The 24437-nt window shown below is 68.9% G+C and carries 21 protein-coding genes, 1 pseudogene and 1 riboswitch; of the genes and pseudogenes, 10 read left to right on the plus strand and 12 right to left on the minus strand.

The features are described 5' to 3' along the window. Nucleotides 1–353 (minus strand): annotated as a pseudogene (locus GSI01S_RS17305) (HNH endonuclease signature motif containing protein); the annotation flags it as partial. A gap of 115 nt (nucleotides 354–468) precedes the next feature. Beyond that, nucleotides 469–1674 (minus strand): CaiB/BaiF CoA transferase family protein, encoded by a 1206-nt coding sequence (locus tag GSI01S_RS17310; protein WP_006897930.1) that lies wholly within the window; start codon nucleotides 1672–1674, stop codon nucleotides 469–471. Nucleotides 1675–1964: 290 nt separating this feature from the next. Here GSI01S_RS17310 and GSI01S_RS17315 point away from each other — a divergent pair, with 290 nt between their 5' ends. Then, nucleotides 1965–3233, plus strand: a complete 1269-nt coding sequence (locus tag GSI01S_RS17315; protein WP_006897931.1) for a hypothetical protein — start codon at nucleotides 1965–1967, stop codon at nucleotides 3231–3233. Further along, nucleotides 3230–4576 (plus strand): lipase family protein, encoded by a 1347-nt coding sequence (locus GSI01S_RS17320; RefSeq protein ID WP_006897932.1) that lies wholly within the window; start codon nucleotides 3230–3232, stop codon nucleotides 4574–4576. The genes GSI01S_RS17315 and GSI01S_RS17320 overlap by 4 nt, the downstream gene beginning before the upstream one ends. A gap of 171 nt (nucleotides 4577–4747) precedes the next feature. On the opposite strand, the gene GSI01S_RS17325 is transcribed toward GSI01S_RS17320, so the two are convergent. The 6 genes from GSI01S_RS17325 to GSI01S_RS17350 all read right to left on the minus strand — a co-directional run bounded on the left by GSI01S_RS17325 (nucleotide 4748) and on the right by GSI01S_RS17350 (nucleotide 10741). Beyond that, nucleotides 4748–5611 carry an SCO6745 family protein gene (locus GSI01S_RS17325; protein WP_039868059.1) on the minus strand — a complete coding sequence of 288 codons (864 nt, stop codon included), beginning with the start codon at nucleotides 5609–5611 and terminating at the stop codon, nucleotides 4748–4750. A 5-nt stretch (nucleotides 5612–5616) separates the two neighbouring features. Beyond that, the gene (gene galK / locus GSI01S_RS17330) at nucleotides 5617–6777 is read right to left on the minus strand and encodes a galactokinase (RefSeq protein ID WP_006897934.1); all 1161 of its coding nucleotides are present in this window, start codon (nucleotides 6775–6777) and stop codon (nucleotides 5617–5619) included. After that, nucleotides 6770–7906, minus strand: a complete 1137-nt coding sequence (gene galT / locus GSI01S_RS17335) for a galactose-1-phosphate uridylyltransferase (protein WP_006897935.1) — start codon at nucleotides 7904–7906, stop codon at nucleotides 6770–6772. Before galT ends, galK begins: the two co-directional genes overlap by 8 nt. Nucleotides 7907–8006: 100 nt before the next feature. Further along, a complete protein-coding gene (locus tag GSI01S_RS17340) occupies nucleotides 8007–9554 on the minus strand; it encodes an MFS transporter (protein WP_006897936.1) in 1548 nt (515 codons plus the stop codon). Beyond that, nucleotides 9554–10102, minus strand: a complete 549-nt coding sequence (locus GSI01S_RS17345) for a TetR/AcrR family transcriptional regulator (RefSeq protein WP_006897937.1) — start codon at nucleotides 10100–10102, stop codon at nucleotides 9554–9556. Before GSI01S_RS17345 ends, GSI01S_RS17340 begins: the two co-directional genes overlap by 1 nt. An 81-nt stretch (nucleotides 10103–10183) precedes the next feature. After that, complete coding sequence (locus GSI01S_RS17350; protein WP_006897938.1) at nucleotides 10184–10741, minus strand: TetR/AcrR family transcriptional regulator; 558 nt, start codon at nucleotides 10739–10741, stop codon at nucleotides 10184–10186. A gap of 49 nt (nucleotides 10742–10790) precedes the next feature. Here GSI01S_RS17350 and GSI01S_RS17355 point away from each other — a divergent pair, with 49 nt between their 5' ends. The 7 genes from GSI01S_RS17355 to GSI01S_RS17385 all read left to right on the plus strand — a co-directional run bounded on the left by GSI01S_RS17355 (nucleotide 10791) and on the right by GSI01S_RS17385 (nucleotide 17020). Beyond that, the gene (locus tag GSI01S_RS17355; RefSeq protein WP_006897939.1) at nucleotides 10791–11591 is read left to right on the plus strand and encodes an acyl-CoA thioesterase; all 801 of its coding nucleotides are present in this window, start codon (nucleotides 10791–10793) and stop codon (nucleotides 11589–11591) included. A 38-nt stretch (nucleotides 11592–11629) separates the two neighbouring features. Then, nucleotides 11630–11815, plus strand: a riboswitch (cobalamin riboswitch). A 28-nt stretch (nucleotides 11816–11843) separates the two neighbouring features. After that, on the plus strand, nucleotides 11844–12809 hold the full coding sequence (locus GSI01S_RS17360) for an ABC transporter substrate-binding protein (protein WP_006897940.1): 966 nt from the start codon (nucleotides 11844–11846) through the stop codon (nucleotides 12807–12809). Between the two features lie 7 nt (nucleotides 12810–12816). Continuing rightward, nucleotides 12817–13857, plus strand: a complete 1041-nt coding sequence (locus GSI01S_RS17365; RefSeq protein WP_006897941.1) for a FecCD family ABC transporter permease — start codon at nucleotides 12817–12819, stop codon at nucleotides 13855–13857. Beyond that, entirely contained in the window at nucleotides 13854–14666 is an 813-nt protein-coding gene (locus GSI01S_RS17370) for an ABC transporter ATP-binding protein (RefSeq protein WP_006897942.1), read from the plus strand. Before GSI01S_RS17365 ends, GSI01S_RS17370 begins: the two co-directional genes overlap by 4 nt. Further along, nucleotides 14666–15400: a (2Fe-2S) ferredoxin domain-containing protein gene (locus tag GSI01S_RS17375; RefSeq protein ID WP_006897943.1), complete on the plus strand. Its 735-nt coding sequence runs from the start codon at nucleotides 14666–14668 to the stop codon at nucleotides 15398–15400. Before GSI01S_RS17370 ends, GSI01S_RS17375 begins: the two co-directional genes overlap by 1 nt. 86 nt (nucleotides 15401–15486) lie before the next feature. Then, nucleotides 15487–16188 (plus strand): hypothetical protein, encoded by a 702-nt coding sequence (locus GSI01S_RS17380; protein ID WP_006897944.1) that lies wholly within the window; start codon nucleotides 15487–15489, stop codon nucleotides 16186–16188. A 106-nt stretch (nucleotides 16189–16294) separates the two neighbouring features. After that, the gene (locus GSI01S_RS17385) at nucleotides 16295–17020 is read left to right on the plus strand and encodes a hypothetical protein (RefSeq protein ID WP_231650068.1); all 726 of its coding nucleotides are present in this window, start codon (nucleotides 16295–16297) and stop codon (nucleotides 17018–17020) included. A gap of 61 nt (nucleotides 17021–17081) precedes the next feature. On the opposite strand, the gene gdhA is transcribed toward GSI01S_RS17385, so the two are convergent. Both gdhA and GSI01S_RS17395 read right to left on the minus strand, forming a co-directional pair. Next, nucleotides 17082–18425, minus strand: a complete 1344-nt coding sequence (gdhA, locus tag GSI01S_RS17390; RefSeq protein ID WP_006897947.1) for an NADP-specific glutamate dehydrogenase — start codon at nucleotides 18423–18425, stop codon at nucleotides 17082–17084. A 229-nt stretch (nucleotides 18426–18654) separates the two neighbouring features. Continuing rightward, complete coding sequence (locus GSI01S_RS17395; RefSeq protein ID WP_006897948.1) at nucleotides 18655–19332, minus strand: MspA family porin; 678 nt, start codon at nucleotides 19330–19332, stop codon at nucleotides 18655–18657. 190 nt (nucleotides 19333–19522) lie between these two features. On the opposite strand from GSI01S_RS17395, the gene GSI01S_RS17400 reads away from it, so the two are divergent. Beyond that, nucleotides 19523–23278, plus strand: coding sequence for an NACHT and WD repeat domain-containing protein (locus GSI01S_RS17400; protein WP_006897949.1), 3756 nt, complete (start codon nucleotides 19523–19525; stop codon nucleotides 23276–23278). A gap of 10 nt (nucleotides 23279–23288) precedes the next feature. On the opposite strand, the gene GSI01S_RS17405 is transcribed toward GSI01S_RS17400, so the two are convergent. Next, entirely contained in the window at nucleotides 23289–23768 is a 480-nt protein-coding gene (locus tag GSI01S_RS17405) for a TY-Chap domain-containing protein (protein ID WP_006897950.1), read from the minus strand. Between the two features lie 59 nt (nucleotides 23769–23827). Then, nucleotides 23828–24415: a DUF2812 domain-containing protein gene (locus GSI01S_RS17410; protein ID WP_006897951.1), complete on the minus strand. Its 588-nt coding sequence runs from the start codon at nucleotides 24413–24415 to the stop codon at nucleotides 23828–23830. Nucleotides 24416–24437 lie beyond the last annotated feature (22 nt).

Below are 24437 nucleotides of genomic sequence, written 5' to 3' on the forward strand. Positions count from 1 at the left end.
TTGGAGAATTCGCCGATGGTCTCGGTCATCCGGAGCCGTCGGCCGGCTTCGCGGGTTCCGAGCCGCAGCCCTTGTGAGAGGTATTGGTGTGGATTCAGGTAGCCGGCGGTTCGGTGAGCGTTGCGGTCGGAGACCTCCACCAGCAGCGCAGCGGAGATGCCGTCCCAGCGGCGCCGGATCCGTTCGGCGGTCTGCGTGTGGGCCAGCAGTTCCGGTTCGGTCTCCGGCGACAGGGAGGTCTCGGCGAGTTTGACCGCCGCGGCATCGATCAGTGCGAGTAGTTCGGCGGGCCGCTCCGGCAGTGCACCGGTGGCGACGACAGTGGCGATCGAATCGGTGATCGGATCGGTCATCGCTGTCACCTCCCCCGAGTGTTTCAGCTGGTCACACCATGTTTTCTTGACCTACCTGAAAGCTATCACCCACCTATGACAAACAACATTGACGCGATCGACCTACGTTCGATTCTCAGTCGCCGACGCGAACAACACCGGCGGCCGACATCCGCTGCACGTCCTGCTCGTCGTAGCCGAGTTCCGCGAGCAGCGCGGCTGTATGGCGGCCGAGTGCCGGAACGTCGCCCATCGCCGCCTCGACGTCATCGAAGGTGACCGGCGGAAGTAGTGCCTTGACCTGCGCGAACTCGGTACCGACAGTGCGCCAGCGATCCCGTGCGGAGAGCTGCGGATGCTCGGCGACCTGTTCGAGCTCGTTGATCTGGGCTGCCGGAACACCCGCGGCGGAAAGCTTCGCGTCGAGCTCCGCAGTGGTCCACAGCCTGGTCCGTTGCGCCACTGCGGCGTCGCACGCCGCCCGGTTCTCGACTCGCTTCATATTGGTGGCGAATCGCGGGTCGGTCGTCAACTCGGGGACGCCCAACACTGTGGTGAGCGCCTTCCAGCCTCCTTCACTCTGAACGCCGATCAAGATCTGTCCGTCGCTGGTGGGGTACGAGTCGTACGGCGCGATCGACACATGACTCACGCCCATTCGCGGCGGCTGCACGCCCGTGTACATCTGCGTGTAGAGCGAATGTCCCATCCATTCGACGGTCGATTCGAGCATCGAGACCTCGACCGCCGCTCCGACTCCGGTGCGGCAGCGACGCAGGAGCGCCGCGAGAACCGCCTGCGCGCAGTACATTCCGGAGGCGATGTCGGCGGTCGGAATCCCGGTCTTGGCGGCATGCTCCGGTGTACCCGTGATGGAGATGAGGCCGCTCTCGGCCTGAATGAGCATGTCGTAAGCCTTGCGCTGTTCGAACGGACCGCCTCGGCCGTAGCCCGACAGATCGACCGTGACCAATTCGGGGTGCTCCTCGCGCAACTCGTCGGCCCCCAGGCCGAGCCGCGCTGCAGCGCCCGGCGCCAGGTTCTGCAGAAAGACGTCCGCGTCGCGGATCAGCGCACGGACCACCTTGCGCCCCTCGTCCGACTTCAGGTCGACGGCGATGGATTCCTTCCCGCGGTTCAGCCACACGAAGTGCGCGCCGGTGCCGTGCACGGCGTCGTCGTAGGCGCGGGCGAAATCGCCGCCGTCGGTCCGTTCCACTTTGATGACGCGGGCGCCGAGATCGGCCAGATGGCGGGACGCGAGCGGCGCGGCGACGGCCTGTTCGAGAGTCACGACCGTGTAACCGGCGAGGGGGAGGAGTTGGTCGGGACGCAGTGCCATGCACTCCACTATCGCACCGCGGCGATGGGCGGCTCCGGCGGGCGGCGTGTCACCCGATCGAGCGATTTGTGGTGTGACGACCGGCTCCCGCGACCCGCCCGAATCCGCCGTTCGCGACCGCTGCATACGGTTTGGACCTGCACCGTTATCAGATTCATCGCGCTCTGACCTGCAGGTCGAGACGGATCGTGCCATTTGTCGTTGTGACAACGCGGTGATTCACTATCCCGGACCAGCGAGCCGGACAGGCTCGCGTGATCGGTGCGGCCTCGAGTCGCAGGAGGTGACCGATGCGTTCAATTCGCACGATCGGCTGGAGGGCCGTCGTTCTGATGGCAGCGGCTCTGGTGGTGGCCCTGGCCGGATCGGCCGTCCTTGCGCCGCCCGCGTCGGCCGCCGGAGAGTTGGATCGGTACCTGGATCTGCCGCTGGTCAATCGCCATGCGGATCACGGTCCCGGCGGGGTCAACCCGGCACTCCCCACCGACCCGAAGGTCCTGAAGAACCTGCTCGACGAGGCGCGTGAACGAGGGGTCGCGCCTACGTCGTACCAGGCCCTGGTGCTTCAGTACTGGCTGGCCGACACCACAGTGGCGGCGGGAATCGACCTCAAGTCGTGGAACCCGCGCGCGGGAGTGACTGCGAACCGCGGAAACCTCACGAAGTCGTACCAGTTCTACAAGAACCTGCAGCTCAAGCACCGCGAACTCCAGTGGGCCGGGATGGGCGGGCTCGTCGGTGCCGATTTCGGCGGCGGGCTCCTCGACTTCGAGCTGGCCACCGACGTCTACGAGTTCACGCGGTTGGCACCGGTGGCGAACGCCATCGTCACCGAGACCAACAGGGCGTTCGGACCGACGATGATCGACAAGCTCCCCAAGGGTCTGCGCGCGCTGGCCCGCGTCGGCGCCACCCTCACGCCGGCCGACCTCCAGTACGTGCAGGGCTCGATCCTCGTGATGCAGAAGAACATCTTCAGCGACCTGATGCCGATGCACCGCGCATACGTGACCGGCGGACTGTCGGCACTGCGAGAGATGTACCGAGCGGGACTCTTCCCCGCCGACGTCATGAAGGCGTGGGAGGATGTCGCGAGCAAGACGCTCGACGGGATCGCGGCGGGCAATGCGCGCCTGCTCAGGCGTGAGCAGGGCGAGATCATCAACGAGCAGTGGGACACGGTCCGCGCCTACCGCGGGGACGTCGGTGAGGCGATGACCTACGCGAGCACCCTCGCCGGGTCGCCGTCGGTGGCCGGAGTCCTTCCGCTGCGCTCGTACAAGCCGCTGAAGCTGACGGGGACCACGCCCGACGGGCGGACCGTCACCGCGACCGTGCCGCTGCCGTCGTGGAACTGGTCGGTCTTCGACGAGCGATGGGATTACATCACCCACGAACTGCTGCCGAAGTACCGATTCCAGGTGGAGAACCGCTGGCCGGACCTGCGCCGAGAACTGGTGATGCCGGCCGATCCGCAGATGGAGCAGCACCGCCCCATCTTCAATCTCCTGCCGATGATGCAGTCGGCGCTCGACACGCTGAAGGTGGAGGTCCGATGAAAGCGCAGCGTTGGATCGTCGCGGCGGTCGCACTGCTGAGCGCCCTGACCGTCGGTGCCTCCCTCACAGCCGCGCCGGCCGCAGCCGGACCGCCGAACCGCACTCCGCAACTCGGCGAGGTCTTCAACGGTTTCGTACTCGGGACCTTCCAGCACGGCCGGATGGGTACGCCCGACGAGATCCTCAAGCCGCTGCAGTCCACCGACCCGTTCTACAAGGAGCCGCGACTCACGGGGTCGGAGAAGGCCGGGACGCTGCTGAAGGCCGAGCCCGTGGCCATCCAGTTCGCCGGCTTCCGCCCGGGCGACGTGGATGCGTACAAGATCATGTACGTCACCACGGCGCTCGACGGTGAGCCCGATATCAGCACCGGGCTGATCATGATCCCGCGCGACGGCCGCAAGAACGCCACGCGGCCGATCGTCAGCTACCAGATGGCCAACGACAGCGTGGGCGCCAACTGCCATCCGTCGGTGATGTGGACCGGTGGCGATCCGATCGACGGCGCCTCGTGGTCGGCCCTCGGGCCGCTGGCACAGTTGTTCGGCAAGGGGTACGCCGTCGTGATGTCGGACGTCGGTAACAACGGCGACCCGCGCCCGCACGGCGTGTTCGCCGGAAAGTACAACGCCCGCACCAGTCTCGACGCGGTGCGCGCCGCGCTCGCGGTCCGCGATGCCGGCCTGTCCGCATCGTCTCCGATCGGCATGTTCGGCATCGCCGGCGGCGGTGTCGGCACCGGTCACGCGTTGGAGATGAAGGATCAGTACGCGCCGGAACTGAACATCAAGGCCGCGGTGCTCGAGGGAATGGTTCCGAACTACCGGAACTTCATCGCGACCGCCGACGGCTCCGTCGGTTCGGGTTTCGCGATGGCGACCCTTCTGGGCCTGGAGCCGCACTACCCGGACATGCGGATCGACGACCACCTCACGGATGCGGGACGCGCTGTGGCCGATTACTACCGGACCCAGTGCCAGACGCCCGCGTACTTCACATTGCCGCTGGTACCGCTGAACACGCTGTTCAAGGGGAATGAGTCGCCTGCGACGATTCCCGCGTTCCAGCGCGCCTACCGGGACAACGTGATGGGGCAGGGGACGGCAGCGAAGGGCGTGCGCACACTCGTCGCGTCGTGCGTGGCCGACGACTCGCCGATGTCGCTGGTACCGGCTGCGGATTCGCGCAAGCTGGTCCGAGCGTGGCGCAGCCGAGGCGCTCGCGTCGACTACCAGCCGACGGACTGCAGCATGGTCAAGTTCATCACCGACATGTACGGCTGGGGCACTGACCTGTTCGGCATGCAGACCGTCGACTGGCTGGCGGCGAATCTGAAGGGGTAGAGGGGGTTTCGACTCGCTTCGCTCGCTCAACAAGCCTGGGGAGGGATGCTCGCTCAACGAGCCTGGGAGGTGCGCTGGGCGGGGTCTGGGGTTTCGACTCGCTTCGCTCGCTCAACAAGCCTGAGGAGGACGCTCGCTCAACCAGCCTGGGGAGGGCCTGGGAGGCGCTCGTCAGGACTTCTTCGACGTACCGGGGAGCACGCCGGCGTCGAGCACCGGCTTGACGAAGGGGCGAGTGCGCTCGATGAGGTCGGCGACGTCGGTGCCCAGACTCGCGCCGGTCAGTAGGTCGGTGCGTGCTTCGATGTCCTGATACAGGTCGAAGCCCGCCGAAGTGAGGCGGTGTCCGTCGTCGCCGATCTCGACGAGACCGCGCCGCGCCAGTCGGTCGACGGAGGCGTCCCAGTCGTCCTCCGACCACCCGCGGGTGAGTAGGAAGAACCGATGCCCCATCACCCGTCGACGGACGGTCGGGTCGGGCAATGCGGCCTCGTGGAAGACGCCGGCGTCGATCCCGTCCAGACCGTGGCCGATCAGCTCGGCGATGTGGTTGTCGCCGCGCCATTCCCGGAGTACCGACAAGTGACGCCAGAGGGCGAGATGCGGCGCGTCGGGAATCGGGGTGGACGCCCACGCCGCGCCCAGGGGCCGACCGGAGACGGGCAGTCCTCCGACCGCCTTCTCGTACTCGGGCAGCAGCGGCGTGATCCGCTCGCACGCGTCGCCGAGGATGGCGCGGTACTGCTCGTCGAGCATCGCGTACCGCCGTTCGGCGACCTTCTCGAGGCCGACGGCCCGAGCGCGGTCCCATGCGGATTCGATGAGCGCGGGTGAGAAGTTGTAGAAAGCGGCGGCTACGACCGCTCCCGTGGCTTCGCCCATCGGGGCGCCGCGAGCGCCGACGTAGAACGCGTGGCCGTCGAGCCCGAGGTCGGTCTGGGCGTCGCCGAGGCCCGGATTGAAGTAGGCGAGGACGTGGAAGGGTTCAAGAGTCTCGTAGGCGCGGCGCGCGATCGCCGCCTGTTCGGTGCTCATGAGTGTCACTGTGCCATCACCGGACCGGCTCCCGCGCCCGGACGGACACGGATCACCGTCGGACGCGGATCGCCGGCATCGGCGACGAGACCCGGCAACGTGCTCTCGATCCGCATCGCGGCCTCGGCCGGTGCCAGGGCGACGACGCTGCCGCCGAATCCTCCGCCGGTCATCCGGGCCCCGAAGGCGCCGAGGTCGCGGGCGGTCTCCGCGATGCGGTCGATGCCGGGTGTGGTGATCTCGAAGTCGGCGCGCATCGAGTGGTGCGACTGATTCATCAGTTCTCCGAAACGCGTGCAGTCTCCGTCGCGCAACGCCTGTGCTGCGTCCCGGACCCGTCGGTTCTCGGTGAGAACGTGCCTGGCGCGGCGCCGCAGTTCGTCGCCGCGGAGTGCTCGCCAGCCGTCATCTCGGACATAGCGCAAGCTGGGCGCCGACAGGCGGCGGGCGGCGTCCTCGCACGCCGCTCGTCGCCTCCGGTACTCGCCGTCGGCGTTCCGGTGCGGGGACCGCGAATCGATGACGAGGAGCACCGCGCCGCCCAGAGTCACCGGCACCGGCGTCACCTGCAGTGAGCGGAAGTCGAGGAGCAGAGCGGTGCCGTCGGCGCCGTACAGACTGCTCAACTGGTCGAGCAGACCGGTGGGGGCGCCCACGTATCGGTTCTCGGCGCGCTGGGCGATCAGCGCGAGGGTGCGCCGGTCGACGGTGGCCTCGGCCGCGGCGGCCAGCGCGTGGAGCACCGCGCACTCCAGAGCGGCAGACGACGACAGTCCCGCTCCGACCGGCACATCGGAGCGGATCGCCATGCGCCCGCCGGGCGCCCGGACACCGTGTTCGCGCAGCGCCCAGACACAGCCCGCCACATACGACGCCCAGCCGGTCACCCGGGTGCCGTGCGCCGCGTCATCGTCGGGAGCGGTGTCGATGGGCACGCCGGCCCGGCCGGGCGCGAGGTCGGAGGAGACGACGACCGATTCGGCGGCCGGGTCCGGCCGGAAGCTCACCGTGGTCCCGAGCTGCAGCGCGATCGACAGCGCCAGCCCGTCGTTGTAGTCCGTGTGCTCACCGATCAGATTGACTCGGCCCGGCGCATATGCGCGCACCTCCGGCTCCCGCGACCGCGGTCCGGGAGGCGAGGTGCTGCCGGCCGATCCCTCAGGCATGTCTGCCATGGTCCGCCTGTCGGCCGAGCGCCGCACGCAATTGCTCGGCGATGTTCTCGGGGGTCTTGTCCGTGATGAAGGCATCGCGCGCCGACTCGGACCCGGCCAGGTATTTGAGTCTGTGGGCGCTGCGGCGGATCGAGAAGATCTCGGCGTGCAGGTAGCCCTCGGCCGCGTCGGCCGGATACTGATGCCACGACGCGACGTAGGGCAGCGGGGCGTCGTACAGGGCGTCGCAGGCTCGAAGGACCGCGAGCTGGGTCCGCGCGAGGTCGTCGGCCTCCCGGTCGGTGAGTTCGCCGAGACCGCGGACGTGCCGGTTCGGGTAGACGTGCACCTCCACCGGCCAGCGCGCCGCGAACGGTACGAACGCGGTGGTGTGCGCGGTCGACAGGAGAATTCGCTCGCCGTCTTCGAGTTCGCGGGCGAGGATCGCTTCGAAGAGGTCTGCGGAGTGCTCGCGCCGATACCGACCGGCCGACCGCAGCATCGATTCGGTGCGTCGGGTACGGAACGGGTAGGCGTAGATCTGGCCGTGCGGGTGACCGAGGGTCACGCCGATCTCCTCGCCGCGATTCTCGAAACAATGGACCTCGCGCACGCCGTCCAACGCCATGAGCTCGGCGGTCCGGTGCGCCAGAGCGTCGAGGACCAGGCGGGCGCGGCGTTCGGGGAGTGCGCCGAACGAACCGTCGTGGTCGCTGGTGAAGCAGACCACCTCGCAGCGGCCGGTGCCCGGAATCTCGGTCCGCAGCGGATCGTCGCTCGCCGGCGGCGACGCTCCGGCACCGGCATGCTCCGGTGGTGCGGCGAGCGACGGGAAGCGATTCTCGAACACCGCCACCCCGTAGTCCGACGCTGGGATCTCGCTTCGGAGACCCTCCGGGTCGGGGCACAGCGGGCACTGCCGCCGCGGCGGCAGATGGGTACGGTCCTGGCGCGCGGGCGCCACGATCACCCAGTCGTTCGTGACGGGGTCTCGGCGGACGGTCGTCGCACCGCGATCCGTCGGCAGGTCGCGGCGGTCGGGGCGCAGGACGGAGGCCTCGCCGTCGTCGAACAGCAGTATCTCGCGTCCGTCACTGAGCCGTCCGCGGACCGGTTCGGGGAGAGACCTCGCCGTCGACACGCGGCGAATCTACCATCGGGCTCCGGTCGCGACGACCTTCCGCGACCGGAGCCCGGCACGCGTTTTCAGATCGTCACGGGGAGACGACCCCGGGCCCGGCTCATCCCTCGACCACCTCGGCGTCGATACGCGTACCCGCCGGGACCAGGGCGTACACCGCCGCGGCGACCGCCAGCATGATGAGACCGCCGGTGAGGCTGGTGATCTGCAGCGAATCGGTGAACGCGGTACCGGCTTGCTGTGCCAGGTTCGGCATGTGCAGCTGATCGGCGACGCCCGCCGCGGACCCGATCGACTCGCGGGCCGCGTCGTGCAATCGGGGATCGAGGTCGTCCAGCGCGCCGGAGTCGTCGAGCCGGCTGCGATAGAGCACCGCGGCGACGCTGCCGAGGAGCGCGACACCGATGACGCTGCCGAGTTCGTAGGAGGTCTCCTCCATCGCGGCGGCGTTGCCCGCGCGGTTCTCGGGGCTGCCCGACATGATCAGCGCCGAGCCGATCGCCAGCGATCCGATGCCGACACCCACCAGGATCAACGACACGACGGCCGACGCGTAGTGCAGCTCTCCGGGGATCAGGTACACGGCGATCATGCCGATGCCGGCCACCGCGATGCCGCCGGCAATGACGATTCGCGGACCGACGCGTTCGGCCAGACGCGGTGCGGCGAGCGAGGCGGCGGCCGAGGCGACAGCGAGAGGGACCAGCTGCAGGCCGGCACGGATCGGTGAACTGCCCTCCACCGACTGCAGCCACTGGGCGAGCAGCAGCAGGGCCGCGGCCATCGCGAACATCGAGCCGAGGGCGCCGGCGATACCGCCGGTGAAGACGCGGCTGCGGAACAGCCCGACGTCGAGCATCGGCCGGTCCTGGCGCAGACTGCGGCGGACGAAGACGGTCAGCAGCAGCACTCCTGCGGCGAACGCGGCCCAGCCCTCGGGGACCAGCAGACTCGATTCGGCACCGAAGTGCTTCACCGACCACATCAGGAGCACCATGCCGGAGAACGAGAGGGCGATGCCCAGCCAGTCCCAGACTCCCGGGTCGGCCGACCGCGACTCTGGGAGCAGGAAGACCCCGGCGACCACGGCCAGCGCCATCAGCGGAGCGTTGACTAGGAAAGCCGACTGCCAGGAGAAGTGCTCCACCAGGAAACCGCCGACCAGCGGGCCGATCGCCGCACCGAGACCGGCGACCGACGACCACACCGCGAGTGCGCGCGCCCGCTGGCGCGCGTCGGTGAACAGGACGCGGATCGTCGACAGTGTGGTCGGCATGATGAACGCGCCGCCGATGCCGAGGAGGGCGCGGATGGCGATCACCGCGGTCGCCGACTCGGCGACCAGGACGAGCAGCGATGCGGCGCCGAAGACGGCGTACCCGGCCAACAGCATCCGCTTGCGTCCCCAGCGGTCGGCCAGCGATGCGGCCGGGACGAGCAGCCCGGCGAGGACCAGCGAGTAGACGTCGACGATCCACAGCAGCTGGGAGGCGGTGGGCTCCAAGTCGGCCGACATCGCGGGAAGAGCGATGTTCAGGATCGTCATATCCATCACGATCACGAGCAGGCTCGCACTCAACACAGCGGTCGCGAGCCAGGCGCGGACGGTGGAGTAGCCGGTGCTCCCCGTGGTGGGTGAGGCAGTCATCACGGTTGTCTTTTCTGCGCCATGAACGGCGCGACGAGAGTGTGCAGGAAGTCTTTGGAGACGACGGTGTTGTGCAATGCCGCGTGCATCACGACACCGTCGGAGACGATCGCGAGGGCGAGCGCGTTGTCGGGTCCGACGTAATCGCTCAAGATCTCGACGAGATTGGTCTGCCAGCGGAGCGACAGCGCGCGCAGCTCGGGATCGAACAGGCCCGCCGACATCAGCGAGACGTCGGCCGCGACGGCGCGGCCGTCGGCGAGGTAGTCGTGAATCTGATCCACCAGCGCTTCCGCTGACCCGCCGGCCGCGACCAGGCTGCTCCGCACGGCGGCCAGGTCTTCGTCGACCTCCGCGGCGAGCCGCTCCAGGGCCTGGGTGCGCAGGTCATCGATGGAGGTGAAGTACTGGGTCGTCGATCCCAACGGCACACCCGCACGCTCGGCGACGCGGCGGTGCGTCAGCGCGGCCGGTCCGAGTTCGACCACCAGATCCGCCGCCGCGGCGAGAATCGCCGCCCGCCGTGCCTCCGGGTCGTGCTTGGCCATGACTCCCTCACAATTCTGTACGAATGTACATGTACTTTTGTACAGGGCTGACGGAGGTCTGTCGACCGAATATCGGACGGCTCAGCCCCACGTCTCCCGGATGTGTGCCGACAAGGCGTCGAGCGGTGCGGTGGAACGGGTGGCGCGAGAGGTGATGATGGCGCCTTCGAGGGCTGCCACCAGCATGTCGCCGGCCCGTCGGGCGGCGTCCGCGGCCAGTCCGTCGGCCTCGAAGGATGCGGCGATCTGGCCCGCCAGCGTTTGGAAAGCCGTGGCGGCGCGCTCGGCCGCACCCGGGTACTCCGCGGCGGAGGTGGAGGCGGCAACCAGGGGGCAGCCGAGGCGGTAGTCGTGGCGCACCAGGATCTGCTTCCACTCGTCCACGATGACGATCAGACCCTCCACAGCGGTCCGGCCGTACAGTGCGGCCGCGAGGCGCGACGAGGCGTGCCTGCCCGCCTCGTCGGTGGCCTGCTCCAGCAGTTGCGCCTTGCCGCGGGGGAAGTGCTGGTACATCGAGCGCCGCGCCACGCCGCTGTGCTCCATGAGCTCCGACATTCCGAATCCGTCGGCTCCCTTGCTCCGGAGCAGCTGAGTCGCCGACAGGAGCAGTCGGTCGCGGACGGGGAGTGTTGCCATGCACCCAGGGTACGCGTGAGTAGAACGATCGTTCTGTTACCGTCGACGCATGACTCACGTTTTCGATGAGGCCATCGCCCTCACGCCCACGGCGTCGGACCATGTGGTCCGCGCGCAGACGCATCCCGCGTACAACAACATGGTCGGCCCGTTCGGCGGCATCACGGCCGCGACCGTCGTCAACGGCATCCAGCAGCGGCCCGACGTCCTCGGCGATCCGCTCGCGCTGACCATCAATTACGCGGCACCGATCGCCGAAGGACAGTGGGATCTCGACCTGCGGCCCGTCCGGACCAACCGCACCAATCAGCACTGGGTGGTGACGATCAGCCAATCCGGACAGGTGGCGGCCACCGGCACCGCGGTCTTCGGCGTCGCCCGTGACACCTGGTCCGACACCGAGCCGACGCCTCCGGCCGCACCGCCCGCCGAGGAGGTCGAGGTCAGCGAGTACGTGGACTTCATCGCCTGGGCCAAGAACTACGACAAGCGGTTCGTCGCGGGCGGCATGGACGGGAGGAACGACGCCGACTCGACGTCGACGCTGTGGCTGCGCGACCGGCCCGAGCGGCCGCTCGACTTCCCGGCGCTCACCGCGATGACCGACGTCTTCTACCCTCGTGTCTTTCTCCGGCACGGAACCTACATGCCGGCGGGCACCATCACCCTGACCACGTATTTCCACGCCACCGCGCAGGAACTCGAGGCGCATGGAACCGGACACGTCCTCGCGACGGCGCGCGCCGCCCGGTTCGGGCACGGTCATTTCGACCAGTACGGACAGCTCTGGTCGGGCGAGGTGCTCCTCGCGACCACGCACCAGCTCGTGTACTTCAAAGACCCCGCCTGATTCGAGGTCGCCCGAGTGTCCCGGCCGTGCCCGGATACACTCGGGCGATACGTCACGGTGCTCGGGAAGTCCGGTGAGAAGCCGGCGCGGTACTCGCCACTGTGAACAGGTCCGGAAGTCGCCGGGAGTGCAGGACTCCAGCCACTGGGTGCTCGTCATCTGGGAAGGTGCGACCGCCGGCAGTCCTGTGTAGCCAGGAGACCGGCCGCGGCGTACCCCGAAGTTCCACGAGTATCTGGAAAGGGGGTCGCATTGCGCACCCTGAAGAACGCGGTGATCCTGGCCGTCGCCGGCACCGTCCTCACCGTCTCCGCCTGTTCCGGCGACGATCCCGCATCGGGCGCCGACGGCTCGGCGATCAGCCTGCAGAACTGCGGCCGCACCGTCACGCTGAAGAAGCCGGCCGACGCGGCCATCACCGTCAACCAGGGGGCCACCGAGTCGGCCCTGGCCGTCGGCGCCGGCGGGCAGCTGGTCGGCACCGCCTACCTCGACAGCGCCATCGCCCCGCAATGGGCCGCAGCCTACGGCGAGATCCCGGTGCTGTCGGAGAAGTACCCCACCCGCGAAGCGGTCCTCGAGAAGCACCCCGACCTGATCGCCGCGTCGTACAGCAGCGCCTTCGACGACAAGGCGCTGGGAAGCCGGCAGTCGTTCGACGACCTCGGTGTGGCGACCTACGTGTCCCCCTTCGGCTGCGAGGACAAGTCGAAGCGTCCGGCCTCGTCCTGGGACGCGGTGGCCGGTGAGACCAGCGACTACGGCGTGCTCTTCGGACGGACGGCCGATGCCGACCGGGTGAACGCCGACATGCGCGCGAGGCTCGCCGACCTCACCGCGAAGTCGGCCGGACGGGGCAAGACGGTTCTGTGGTGGGATTCCTCGACCGACAAGCCCTTCGTCGGTGCCGGCGACGGCGGGCCGCAATTGGTGATCGACGCCGTCGGCGCGAAGAACGTCTTCGGGGATCTCTCCGGCAACTGGGCCGAGACCGGCTGGGAGGCGGTGCTCAAAGCCGATCCGGACGTGATCGTCCTGGTGGACGCCGACTGGGATCCGGCCGCCGCCAAGCGGAAGTATCTGGAGTCCGACCCGGCGCTCAAGGACCTGAAGGCCGTCGCGAAGGGATCGTTCGTGGTGATCCCGTTCGCTGAGAGCACCCCCGGTCCGCGGCTGATCGACGGCGCCGCCAAGCTGTCGGACGCGCTCGCGAAGTAGTCGGCGCATGCGCGAACGGCTCCGCGGTACACCGGCCCTGGTGGGTTGGCTGGCCGGACTGACGATCCTGCTGCTGATCAGCATGGCGCTGGGAATCGTGGTCGGATCGGCCGATTTGCCGCTGGGCACGGTGGTGCGAGCGCTCGGCAGCAGCGTGGGCATCGGCACGTCCGATGTGCTCGACGAGAACATCGTCGTTCAGCTGCGGCTGCCGCGGGTGGTCGGAGCGGCACTCATCGGTGCGGGCCTTGCGGTCTGCGGCACCGTCCTGCAGTCGTTGACGGGCAACCAGCTGGCCGACCCGTACATCCTCGGGATGTCTGGCGGTGCGTCTCTCGGCGCCGTGGTGGTGTTGAGCACGGGAGTCGGCATGGGCAGCATGGCCGGTGGCTCAGTGGTCTCCGTCGCAGCGTTTCTGGGGGCGATGGGTGCGCTGCTGCTGGTGTTCGCGATCGCGGTCACGCGCGGGGGCGCGCTGCTTCCGGGCAGACTGATCCTGGCCGGCGTCGCCGTCGGGCAACTCGCCGCGGCGCTGAGTTCGGCGTTGATCTACTTCGGCCCGCACGGCACCGCCGACCGCGTCATGTTCTGGTCGATGGGGTCGGTGGCCGGCATCCGCTGGAACACCCTCGCGCTGACCGCGATCGTCACCGTGTGCACGATCGTCGCCGTGCTGGCCCACGCCCGAACGCTGGACGCCTTCGCCTTCGGTGAACGCGCCGCCGCGAGCCTGGGCACTCACGTGGCCCGCACTCGCTGGGTGCTCTACGCGCTGGTGTCGCTGTGCACCGCCGTCCTGGTGGCGCTGTCGGGGATCATCGGGTTCGTGGGGCTCGTGGTGCCGCACATGGTTCGCTTTCTCGTGGGCCCGCTGCACTATCGGGTCCTGCCGGTGGCGGTGGTGCTCGGGGCATTGGTGGTGGTCTGGGCCGACATCATCGCCCGCGGCGTGATGCCGTCGCGGGAACTGCCGCTCGGGCTCGTCACCTCGGTGATCGGCGTGCCCGCCTTCATCTACCTGCTCCGGCGACAGCGAGGCACCGAATGACCGGTACCGAGACCGGGATGCCCGGCATCGAGATGCGGGCGGTGAGCTTCGCCCGCGGCGAGCGGAGAATCCTCGACGACGTCACGGCCCGGGCGCCCGCCGGCCGATTCACCGGCGTGATCGGCCCGAACGGGTCCGGAAAGTCGACCCTGCTGTCGATGGTGATGCGTTGGCAGCGGCCCGACGCCGGACAGGTGCTGCTGGGCGGCACCGACGTCCGGGAGTTGGGCCGCCGCGAGTTCGCGCGCACCGTCGCCGAGCTGGAACAGCACTCGGCGACCGTCCTGGAACTGTCGGTGGAACAGATTGTGGAGCTCGGCACCATCCCGCACGCCGGGGGATGGGCCAGGCCGCTCGGAGACGCCGCGCACGAGGCGCATCAGGCCATCGGAACGCTCGGCATCGAGCATCTGCGGCACCGCACCTGGCAGACCCTGTCCGGCGGCGAACGGCAGAAGGTCCAGATGGCGCGGGCGCTGGCGCAGCGCCCGAAGGTCCTCGTCCTCGATGAGCCGACCAACCATCTCGATGTGGCGGCCGGGCTTCACCTGCTGCAGCTGGCCCGGGATCTCGGCCTCACCGTCCTCGCTGCCCTGCACGATCTGCAACTCGCCGCGATGTACTGCGACCACCTCGTCGTGCTCGACGAGGGCCGCGTCCGTGCGCAGGGCAGCGCCTCCGAGGTGCTGACGCCCGAGTTGCTGGCGGACGTCTACGGCCTCGACGCGCAGGTGCTTCGCCATCCGGTCACCGGCGGGCCACTGATCGTCATGTGCGGCGTGGTTTCGGCCACAGGAGGGGAGAAGTGATGATCGACGCCGACTGGGTGATCGTGACGGCGCCGACGGATCGCGGCGCGGATGTGCACGGCGAACTCGCCCGTGCGCTGGGAGAGCTCGCCGAACGCCATCCGGGCACGGTCTTCCGCTCCGCCGTCCTGGGCGGTGAGTCCGACACCGTCACCGAGGTGCTCGACGAGGCGGCCCGCGAGGGCGCCGACTCGGTGGTGGTGCTGAGCGGTCAGACGCTCGCCGACCGAAAGATGGACGCTTGGTTCCGCCGCGTGATCGGGCACTGGCTGCGGAACCGCCCGGCGGGCTCCGCGCCGGATATCAGAATCGGCGGATCGCTTTGCCAGACAACGGATTACGCGAATCTGATCGAGCGGGCTGCCGCCGACGGCGGGGCCCCGGCCCGCGATACCACCGCCCCGCTCGCGACGAAGGCCTGGGACGCGGTTCCCGGGTTCGCGCGACACGTGCTGGTCTGCCGCGGTCCCCGATGCTCGGCGCGAGGGGGCGCCGAGACGCAGTCGGAACTCTCCGCCGAACTCGACGCCCGGCGGCTCGGCGACGACGACGTCCTCATCACGCTCACCGGGTGCCTGTTCCCCTGCTCGCAGGCGCCGGTGGTCGCGGTCTACCCGGACGACGTCTGGTACGCCGGACTCACAGCGGCGCGAGTCGCCGATGTGGTGGAGCGGCACCTGGTGGGAGGTGAACCGATCCGGGAGTGGTTCGGAGACCGATCGGCGAGCCGGTGAACCGGACGCCCGAGCGGAGACGGCCGGGGACGGCCCGGATGTCCGGCAAGTACATTCAGTACTGAAACCACAGTCGAAGGGGACACATGGCGGGCAGGGCGATCCGGATGTCGGTGGCGATGCTGGCGGGTGGCGCAGTGCTCGCCTCGGTGGGATGCAGCACCGACGGCTCGTCCACCGCTGCCGAGCGCGAGGCCGCCGAGCTGCCGCTGACACAGGCCGAACTGCCCGCCGGTTTCCACACCGCCCGGCTCAGCAAGGACGCCCTCGCGCAGATGACGGAGCAACTCTCCGATTCCACCGCATACGTCGACATCGCACCCGCGCAGTGCGCGGCATCCGGAGCGATGGTCACCACGATCGACCCGAAGAGGGTCGGCGTGATGGCGGCGACCGATGGCGACGATGCGATCAGCGAGTCGGTGCAGCCCGTCGCCGAGATCGACGGCGGCGTCGACCTCGAGGCTGCGCGCAAGCAGGTCACCGGCGACTGCGGCGTCGTCCGGGTGCACGTGAAGGCCGGCCCGGTCAAAGGTTCGGAGATCACCGTCACGCACACCGTGATCGACGTACCGCGCGGGGCCGCCGACCAGGTCCTGGCGGTGGAGAGCCGGAGTAGGACGGTGAACGGTTCCAAATCCGGTGAGACGAGTCTGCTGGTAGGAAACGCCCTCGTCAACGGTTACGCGGTCACCGTACAGATGAGCGCCGTCGACCAGACCGCCGATCTGAATCGTGCAGTTTTCGAGGACGTCTTCGCCAGGGCGATCGCCAAGGCCGCGCGCTGACCGCCGCCTCGACGGGATGCCGGTGCCGCGCCCGGATTCCGCATCGGTCAGGATTGTCCCGTCTACTCAGTATCACCAGATAGGGATGAAGACCGACGTGATGACAATGAAGAGGATTGCCGGCGCCGCCGCTGCCGCGAGCGCGGCATTGCTGCTCGTGACCGGCTGCAGCTCGACCGAGGACGGCGCACCGGTGCCGGGTGCCGCATCGTCGGCCGCCGCACCGTCCGCCGATGCGGGCAAGGCGCCGACGCTGGTGATCGGCAAGGCCGAGTTTCCGGCCGGGTACCAGGTGACCCCGGTTCCGCGAGACCAGATCCAGAAGGTCGCCGATTCCGTCCTCAGCTCGACGAAGAGTGCCAAGGTGACGCCGGCGAACTGCATGCAGCTGAGTGCGTTTCCAGACAAGATCGACCTCGCCAAGACCGGCTTCGTCATCGCGATGAAGGGCACCTCCGTGCTCGCTGAGACCGTCTCCGTGGTCGACCACTCCGTGGAGGACTTCCGCAAGGCCGTGACCGGCGACTGCGGCAAGATCAAGGTCGAGATCACCGAGGGCCAGGCCGCGGGCGCGAAGGGCACGGCCGTCTCGAAGGTGATTCCGGCGCCGAAGACGAAGGCGGACGACGCGATCGTCGTGCAGCAGAGTTCCACGATCGACTTCAAGGGAACCACCACCAAGACGTCGATGATCGTCGGTTACGCGATGGTCAACGGCTACCTGGTCAGCGTGCAGGCCAGCGACGCCTCCCCGCAGTCGACTCCCGACCTGGCAGCGTTCAACAAGGTCTTCACCAAGGCCGTCGATCGGGTGGCCACCGAGACCGCCTGACCACTCCCGGACAATGAGAAAGGCCCGCCGACGGCGGGCCTTTCTCATATGACTGCGTCGGTCAGATGACGCCGAGCGCGTTCATCGCGTCGGCGACCTGAACGAAACCGGCGACGTTGGCGCCCAGGATGTAATTGCCCGGGTCGTTGTACTCGTCGGCGGTCTGCAGGCAGGTGTGGTGCAGGGTGCGCATGATGGAGCTCAGACGCTCCTCGGCGTACTCGAACGTCCAGGAGTCGCGCGAGGCGTTCTGCTGCATCTCCAGCGCGGAGGTCGCCACACCGCCGGCGTTGGCGGCCTTGCCCGGCGCGAAGCCGACGCCCGCAGCGAGCAGGACCTTGGTGGCCTCCGGTGTGGTGGGCATGTTGGCGCCCTCGGCGACCACCTTGCATCCGTTGCGGACCAGTGCCTCGGCGTCCTTCTCATCCAGCTCGTTCTGCGTCGCACACGGCAGCGCGATGTCGGCGGGCACCTGCCAGAGGTTGCCCTCGGTGACCAGGCGGGCACCGCCGCCGCGCAGTTCGACGTACTCGCTCAGGCGGGCCCGGCGGACCTGCTTGACCTCCTTGAGGATCTCCAGGTCGATGCCGTTCTCATCGACGACGTAGCCGGAGGAGTCCGAGCAGGCGATGACCGTGCCGCCGAGCTGGTGGATCTTCTCGATCGCGTAAGTGGCGACGTTTCCGGAACCGGAGACGAGGACCTTCTTGCCCTCGAAGCTGTCGCCCTTGGCCTTCAGCATCTCGTCGACGAAGAAGACAGCGCCGTAACCGGTGGCCTCCGGGCGGACCTGCGAACCGCCCCACGACAGTCCCTTGCCCGTCAGGACGCCGGACTCGTAGCGGTTGGTGATGCGCTTGTACTGGCCGAACAGGAAGCCGATCTCGCGGCCGCCGACGCCGATGTCGCCGGCGGGAACGTCGGTGTACTCGCCGATGTGGCGATACAGCTCGGTCATGAACGACTGGCAGAAGCGCATGACCTCGAGGTCGGAGCGGCCCTTGGGGTCGAAGTCCGAGCCGCCCTTGCCGCCTCCGATCGGCAGGCCGGTCAGAGCGTTCTTGAAGATCTGTTCGAAGCCGAGGAACTTGACGATCGACAGGTTCACCGACGGGTGGAACCGCAGGCCGCCCTTGTACGGGCCGAGGGCCGAGTTGAACTCGACGCGGAAGCCGCGGTTGATCTGGACCTGGCCGGCGTCGTCGATCCACGGCACGCGGAAGATGATCTGACGCTCGGGCTCGCACATCCGGGCCAGGACGTCCTGGTACTCGGGGTGCTTGACCATGACGGGGCTCAGCGACTCGAAGACTTCCTGAACGGCCTGGTGGAACTCGGGCTCACCGGGGTTGCGGTTGATAACCATGTCGTAGCAACCCTGGAGATCGCTGTCCCATGCGGTCATGTGTAGTACTCCCAACTGGTGCGCTGGACGAGGCGGGCTCGGCGCACACCGCAAATTCCGGTCCTCTCGGGCCAATTTCCGTTGGTCACTCTATCGGCGCAGCGGGTGCGGCATGAAACCGGATGCTCGTTTCGTGTGGTTGACCACTGCATTACATGCTTATTACGGCGCAGCCGCCACGACGACGGGGCCGGCGCGCGATGCACCGGCCCCGTCGCGGGAGAGCGGGTCAGATCCGGCTGGTCTTGCCGTACGCGTAGTAGACGTAGACGCCGGTTTCGGTGGTGACGGAGATCTTCGTGAACGGACGCACCGAGATCGGGCCGAGCGCGTTGGTCGCGTGAAGCTCGACGCCGGACAGCACGATGTCGGCCGTCGGCTTGGTGAGCGCGATCTTCGCGAGCGAGACAGTGGTGATCTTGCCCGCGGCCACCTCGAACTCGAGGTCGGTGGCCGGGATGATCGTCGACTCCGCGCCCAGGCTGACACCCACGTCGCCGACCGAGCCGCCGCCACCGGTACCGGAGACGGTGACGTTCGGGTTCACCTTCGCGTCGACGCCGCCGGTGAGCTTGAGATCCGGGGTGTGCGCGGTGATCTTGACGCCACCGGGTGCGATCGAGACCGGATACCCGATCTGGTAGCCGACCTCCAGCGTGGCGCTGACCTTCTTGTCCTTGATGCCGGTCAGCGCGGCGTGCACGTCGGACGAGAGCAGGGCCTCGGCCGAGGTGGGAGAACCGTCCAGCGGCGGAATCCGCTTGGCCGAGAGCTGGCCGGTGGTCAGCTCCACGGTGACACCCTCACGGGTGTGGTGGGTGGCCGCCGTTGCGGTGGCCGGAATCAGTGCGGCGGTCGCGAAGAACGCGACGAGCAGCGTGAACGCTGTGATCAGACGCTTGGTCATGTGTTGATTACCCCGACGGTAGAAGAGAGAGACCCGCCCGGCGGCGAGTCCATATCACAGTAGGAATCCGCGATGTGCCGATTCAACGAATCTCTCGCCGATGTCCGCATCGTCACTGGTCACAGGTGTGGATGAGTTATCCGGACCGGAGAAATTCCCCGGAATCCGGTGCTCGGATAACCTCACAGTCGTGACCTCGACGCCGCCGGAGAGCGAGTTCGGTCCGGCGCTCGCGAGACTCTTCCGCCAAGCCGGTAAGCCGACGCTGCGTGCGGCATCGGAGGGAATGGCCAGATTCGGTCGCGCCGAGGCCACGCCGCAGCGGATCAGCGACTGGCGCAACGGCAGACACGTCCCGCGGGACTTCGACACCGTCCTGCCGCTGATCATGTGGCTCAACCGGCGGGCGCTCGACGCCGGTGCCGACGACCTCGTGTCCATGCCCGAATGGAGACGGCTCTGGGAACGCCACCACGACCCCGCGTCGGGCGCCAGGCTGGACACGCCCTTTCCCGGACTCGCCTCGATGGGTGCCCGCGACCGCGACAGGTACTTCGGACGCGACGACACGATCGCCGCCCTCTCGGGGCTGCTTTCCGAGGCACGGGACTCGGCGGGCAATCGGGTCGTCGTGGTGACCGGAGTGTCGGGGGCGGGCAAGTCGTCACTGCTCGGTGCCGGGCTCGCCCGCGCCGGTGAACCGTGGAACACCGCGATCGCGCTGCGCGTGGGGCCGTCCGGACTCGTCGGAGACGAGGTGGCCGCCGGTGCGGCGCTGGTGGTGATCGACCAGTTCGAAGAGGTCTTCGCGCTCGACGACGAGACGCGGCGGCGCGCCGTGCTCGATCGGGTGCAGGAACTCTCGGACGCCGGGAGCGTGGTGGTCCTGGGTATCCGCGCCGACTTCTTCCGTGCCTGCGTCGAGTACCCGATGCTCGCCCGAGCGTGGCAGGACCGTTCGATGATCCTGTCCGAGATGTCCGACGACCAGCTCCGTCAGGTCATCATCGAGCCGGTGCGGATGGCCGGCGGCCGGATCGACGAGGGTCTGGCGGATCTGATGATCGACGATCTGCACCAGGCCTCCACCGAGGGCGATCGCGCGGGACGGCTCCCGCTGCTCGCCCACGCTCTCCAGGTGATGTGGGCGAAACGGACCGGGAACCGGCTGACGGTCGGGTCGTACCGCGCCGCGGGCGGGATCACCTCGGCGCTCGCCGAGACCGCGGAACGCACCTGGGCCGCACTCGACCCGGCCGACCACGAGGAGGCCAGGGCACTGCTGCTGGCGCTGGTCCAGTTCGGTCCTCGCCGGACGCCGATGCGCAACGCCGTCGCCCCGAGTGATCTGCGGGAGCGCTTCCCGGAATCGGCCACGCGGATCATCGACGCCTTCTCCGACGCCCGATTGCTGACGGTGAGTTCGGAATCGGTCACCTTCATCCACGAGGCGGTCATGTCCGCGTGGCCGCGGATGGCCGACTGGATCGCGGAAGACGCGGATCTGATCCAGTGGATGCAGCAGTTGGCGGCGGACACCGACGCGTGGAACGAGAGCGGCCGCGCAGCGGACCACCTCTACAGCGGAGCCCGGCTGGCGACCTCGCAGGCCAACCGCGCCGAACTGGGCGCTCACCGTCAGGTCCTGCTGCCGGCCGGTGCCGCGGAGTTCCTCGACGCCGCAGGCAGGCAACGGACCGTCCGCAAGCGCCTCCGGTTCGCCTCGATCACGTTGGTGGTGGTCCTCGGCCTGGCGTCCGCGATCACCGCGATCATCGCCACCCGGCAGGCGAGCGATCTCGCACGGCAACGCAACAGCGCCGAACACGCGGCCGTCATGTCCAGCATCGAAGGACTGGTGAGTTCGGATCCGTCGCTGGCCGCGCGGATGCTGGCGGTGGCGGATCAGCACTACGCCGACGACACCGAGGTCAGCAGTGGCTTGCTCGCGGCATACACCTCACCGCTCGCACGCTCGCTCGACGGGCACACCGGCGCGGTCTACGACGTCATGTTCTCCCGCGACGGACGGCTGCTCGCGTCGGCGAGCAACGACCGCACGGTCCGCGTGTGGCAGCGCACCGACGGTGCGGTGAAGCCCTTCCGCGAGGTGGCCCGGTTGGGCGGCTTCGGGTCGTTCGTCACCTCGGTGGATTTCGATCGCTCCGGCCGGCTGCTCGCCGCGGCGAGCGGCGACGGCACGGTCCGGCTGTGGAACGTCGCCGATCCCGGGTCTCCTCGGGAGATCGCGACATTGAGGCCCGGCAGCGGCGCGGCGTATCTCACGCGCTTCAGTCCCAGCGGCGCTCACCTGGCGGCCTCGTCCGACGACGGAACGGTCACCGTGTACCGCGTCGACGGCGACCGTCCGCCGACGCAGACCGCGGTGCTGCGCGGCCACACCCGCGCGGTCCGCTCGCTCGCGTTCAACTCCGCGGGCACGGTGCTGGCGACCGGCGGGGAAGACCAGACGGTACGGCTCTGGACGGCCGCCGACACCGACACCCCGCGGCCCGCGGGCGAACCGTTGCGCGGATTCCCCAGCATCACCCACGCGCTGGCCTTCACCCGCGGTGACTCGGTGCTTGCCGTCACCGGCGACAGCGCCAACGTGCAGTTGTGGAACGTCACCGACCCGGCGGCGCCCCGGCCGGACACCACGTCGCTGGCCGGCGTCACCGGCGGCTCGTGGTCCATCGCCGCCAACCCGGTGCGCCCGCTGCTGGCCCGCGCCGGGACCGACGGGATCGTGCATGTCTGGAACACCACGTCGATCTCCGATCCGTTGCCGCTCTGGGAGCTGCAGCGATCGGCCGCACCCGGAGCGGTGCGCATGGTCAGCACCGTGTTCAGCCCCGACGGTCAGGAACTCGCCGTCGGGCGGTCGGACGGCGAGGTGGACCTCTGGACCCTGCCGCCGGGCCTGCTCCCGGACCGCGGCGCACTGATCAGCGGCGTGGACATGGACGCGTCGGGCCGCCGGCTGGTGACGGTCGGTTCCGACGCCCGGCTGAACGTCTGGACCCGGGACGACGGGCAGTGGCACCAGCGGGGCGGTGTCGACATCGACCGCCGGGCCAACAACCGGCCCAGCGTCGCGGTGACCACCGACGGGATGCTCGCCGCGACGGCCAACAACAACGGCGGCCTGGTGGAACTGTGGGATCTCGGCGATCCCGATCGCCCGCGCCGGGTGGGCGAACTCCGAGTCGGGACCCGATACACCAATGCGCTCGCCTTCGCTCCCGGCACGCGGGAACTCGCCGCCGGGATCGACGACCGGCGCGTGCAACGTTGGGATCTCACCGATCCGGCGGCGCCGCGACCGGTGGGCGATCCGCTCGGCGGGCCGGGGGATCTCATCCGCAGTGTGAGCTATGCGGTCGACGGTTCTCGGTTAGCCGTCACCGCCGACGACGGCAACGGCTACGTGTACCGGCTCGACCGGGCCGATTCCCGACCGCTGGTGCTGCCGATGGGCGAGGAGGTGGCCGACGCGACGTTCGCCCGCGACGGCAGGTACGTGGTTCTGGCGGCCGGTGATCTGGCGGTGTGGCGCATCGACGACGGCCCGCCGACGGTGGTCAGCAGGGTCAGCGACCTGCACGCCGAGTCCATCGGCCGATCGGGAGGCCGGCTGATGATCAGCACGGGGACGCGGGAGGTGGTGGACTTCGCCCTGGGCGCCGACGGCTCGCTCACTCAGGGGGCGGCGGTCTCTCCTGTGCTCGGCGGGTCGCGGACGGTGTCGAACTGGGTGCTGCCGACCGATGCCGGTTCGGGTCCCGGGTATCCGGTCGCCGGCGACGGCACCGGCGTCGTATACTTGCAGACCACCGACCGCGAATCCGCGCGCCGCTGGGTGTGCACTGCCACCGACCCGCTCTCGGGTGCGGAACGCGACCGCTATCTCGGCAGGCTGTCGGCGGACGACGGCTGCCCGTGACCCATCGGGTTCAGCGCATCTTGGGTTCGCGCGCGGCGGCGTCCGACGTGATGAACGTCCGCAGCACGTCGTCCTGGTCCGCCACCAGATAGCTCGGATCGGGCACGCCCCACACCTCCCGCAGGGCGTACTGTGCGGCCATCGCCGCGGCGTCGACTCCGCGCCGGGCGAACTCGACGATGCACGTCTGGTCGCGCAGCGAGCGCCAGCCCCGGTCGGTCAGCATGGCCACCCGCTGCCGGTCCTCTGGCCCGTACGGATACAGATCGCGATGCGCGACGGTCAACCGCAGGCGGGAGTTCAGCGTGTGGGTGAATACGACGGTGGGCTGCGGGCCGAACAACTCGGTCCAGAGTGCGAACACGGTGACGGGGTGGTCGTGACTCATCCGGTCGAGTTGGTCGGCCAACTCACACCGGAATCTGACCCAGACTCGATCGATCGCCGCGTCGAACGCGGCCTCGGAGAAGACGCCGGATGAACTGTCCATCGTGACCTCCTGAGCGGATGGCCCTACGGTAACAGCGGACACCGACAGATCGGGCGCGCTCAGCCGCCGATCTCGGCGCGTTCGCGCGTGGCGGTCTCGCCCGGCGCGGTGCGCGCGGACGCCTTGCGGCCCGAGACCGCGAGCACGACGCCGGCGGTCACGGCGAGCACTCCCACCACGGCTGCTGCGACGGCCGGAGCCCAGAACTCCACCGAGTTCGTCCACTCGAAGGCCGCCAGACCCGCGACGGCGCCGAGAGCCAGGGCCACGGCGAGGGCCAGGACTCCGATCACTCCGAGCCCGATCGCGAGCGCGGAGGCCCGGCGGCCGAGATCCTCGCCGATGAACCCGGCCGGGCGCTCGCCGGTGTACGGGCGCTTCCAGATGTGGAAGTCGGCGGCCTGACCCACGTGCTCCCAGCCCTGCGCTTCGCGGAACCGGAAGTAGTCGACGGGTGCGGGGACGGCGCGCCGCTCCACCGCGTACCGGACCCGGGCCGGAGCGGACTCGGTGAACCGCATTCGCAGCGGACTGAGCAGCGAGTAGTCGGTCAGCACGCGGCCGTCCGCCGCCTGGGCTTCGAGCCACAGTTCGAGATCGGCGGGCGACGGGTGCCGGAGCGCGACGAACCATGATGAGGAGCTCATGAGAACCTCCTGGGGAGAGCTG

This window comes from Gordonia sihwensis NBRC 108236 (genome assembly GCF_000333035.1).
Classification (GTDB): Bacteria; Actinomycetota; Actinomycetes; order Mycobacteriales; family Mycobacteriaceae; genus Gordonia; species Gordonia sihwensis.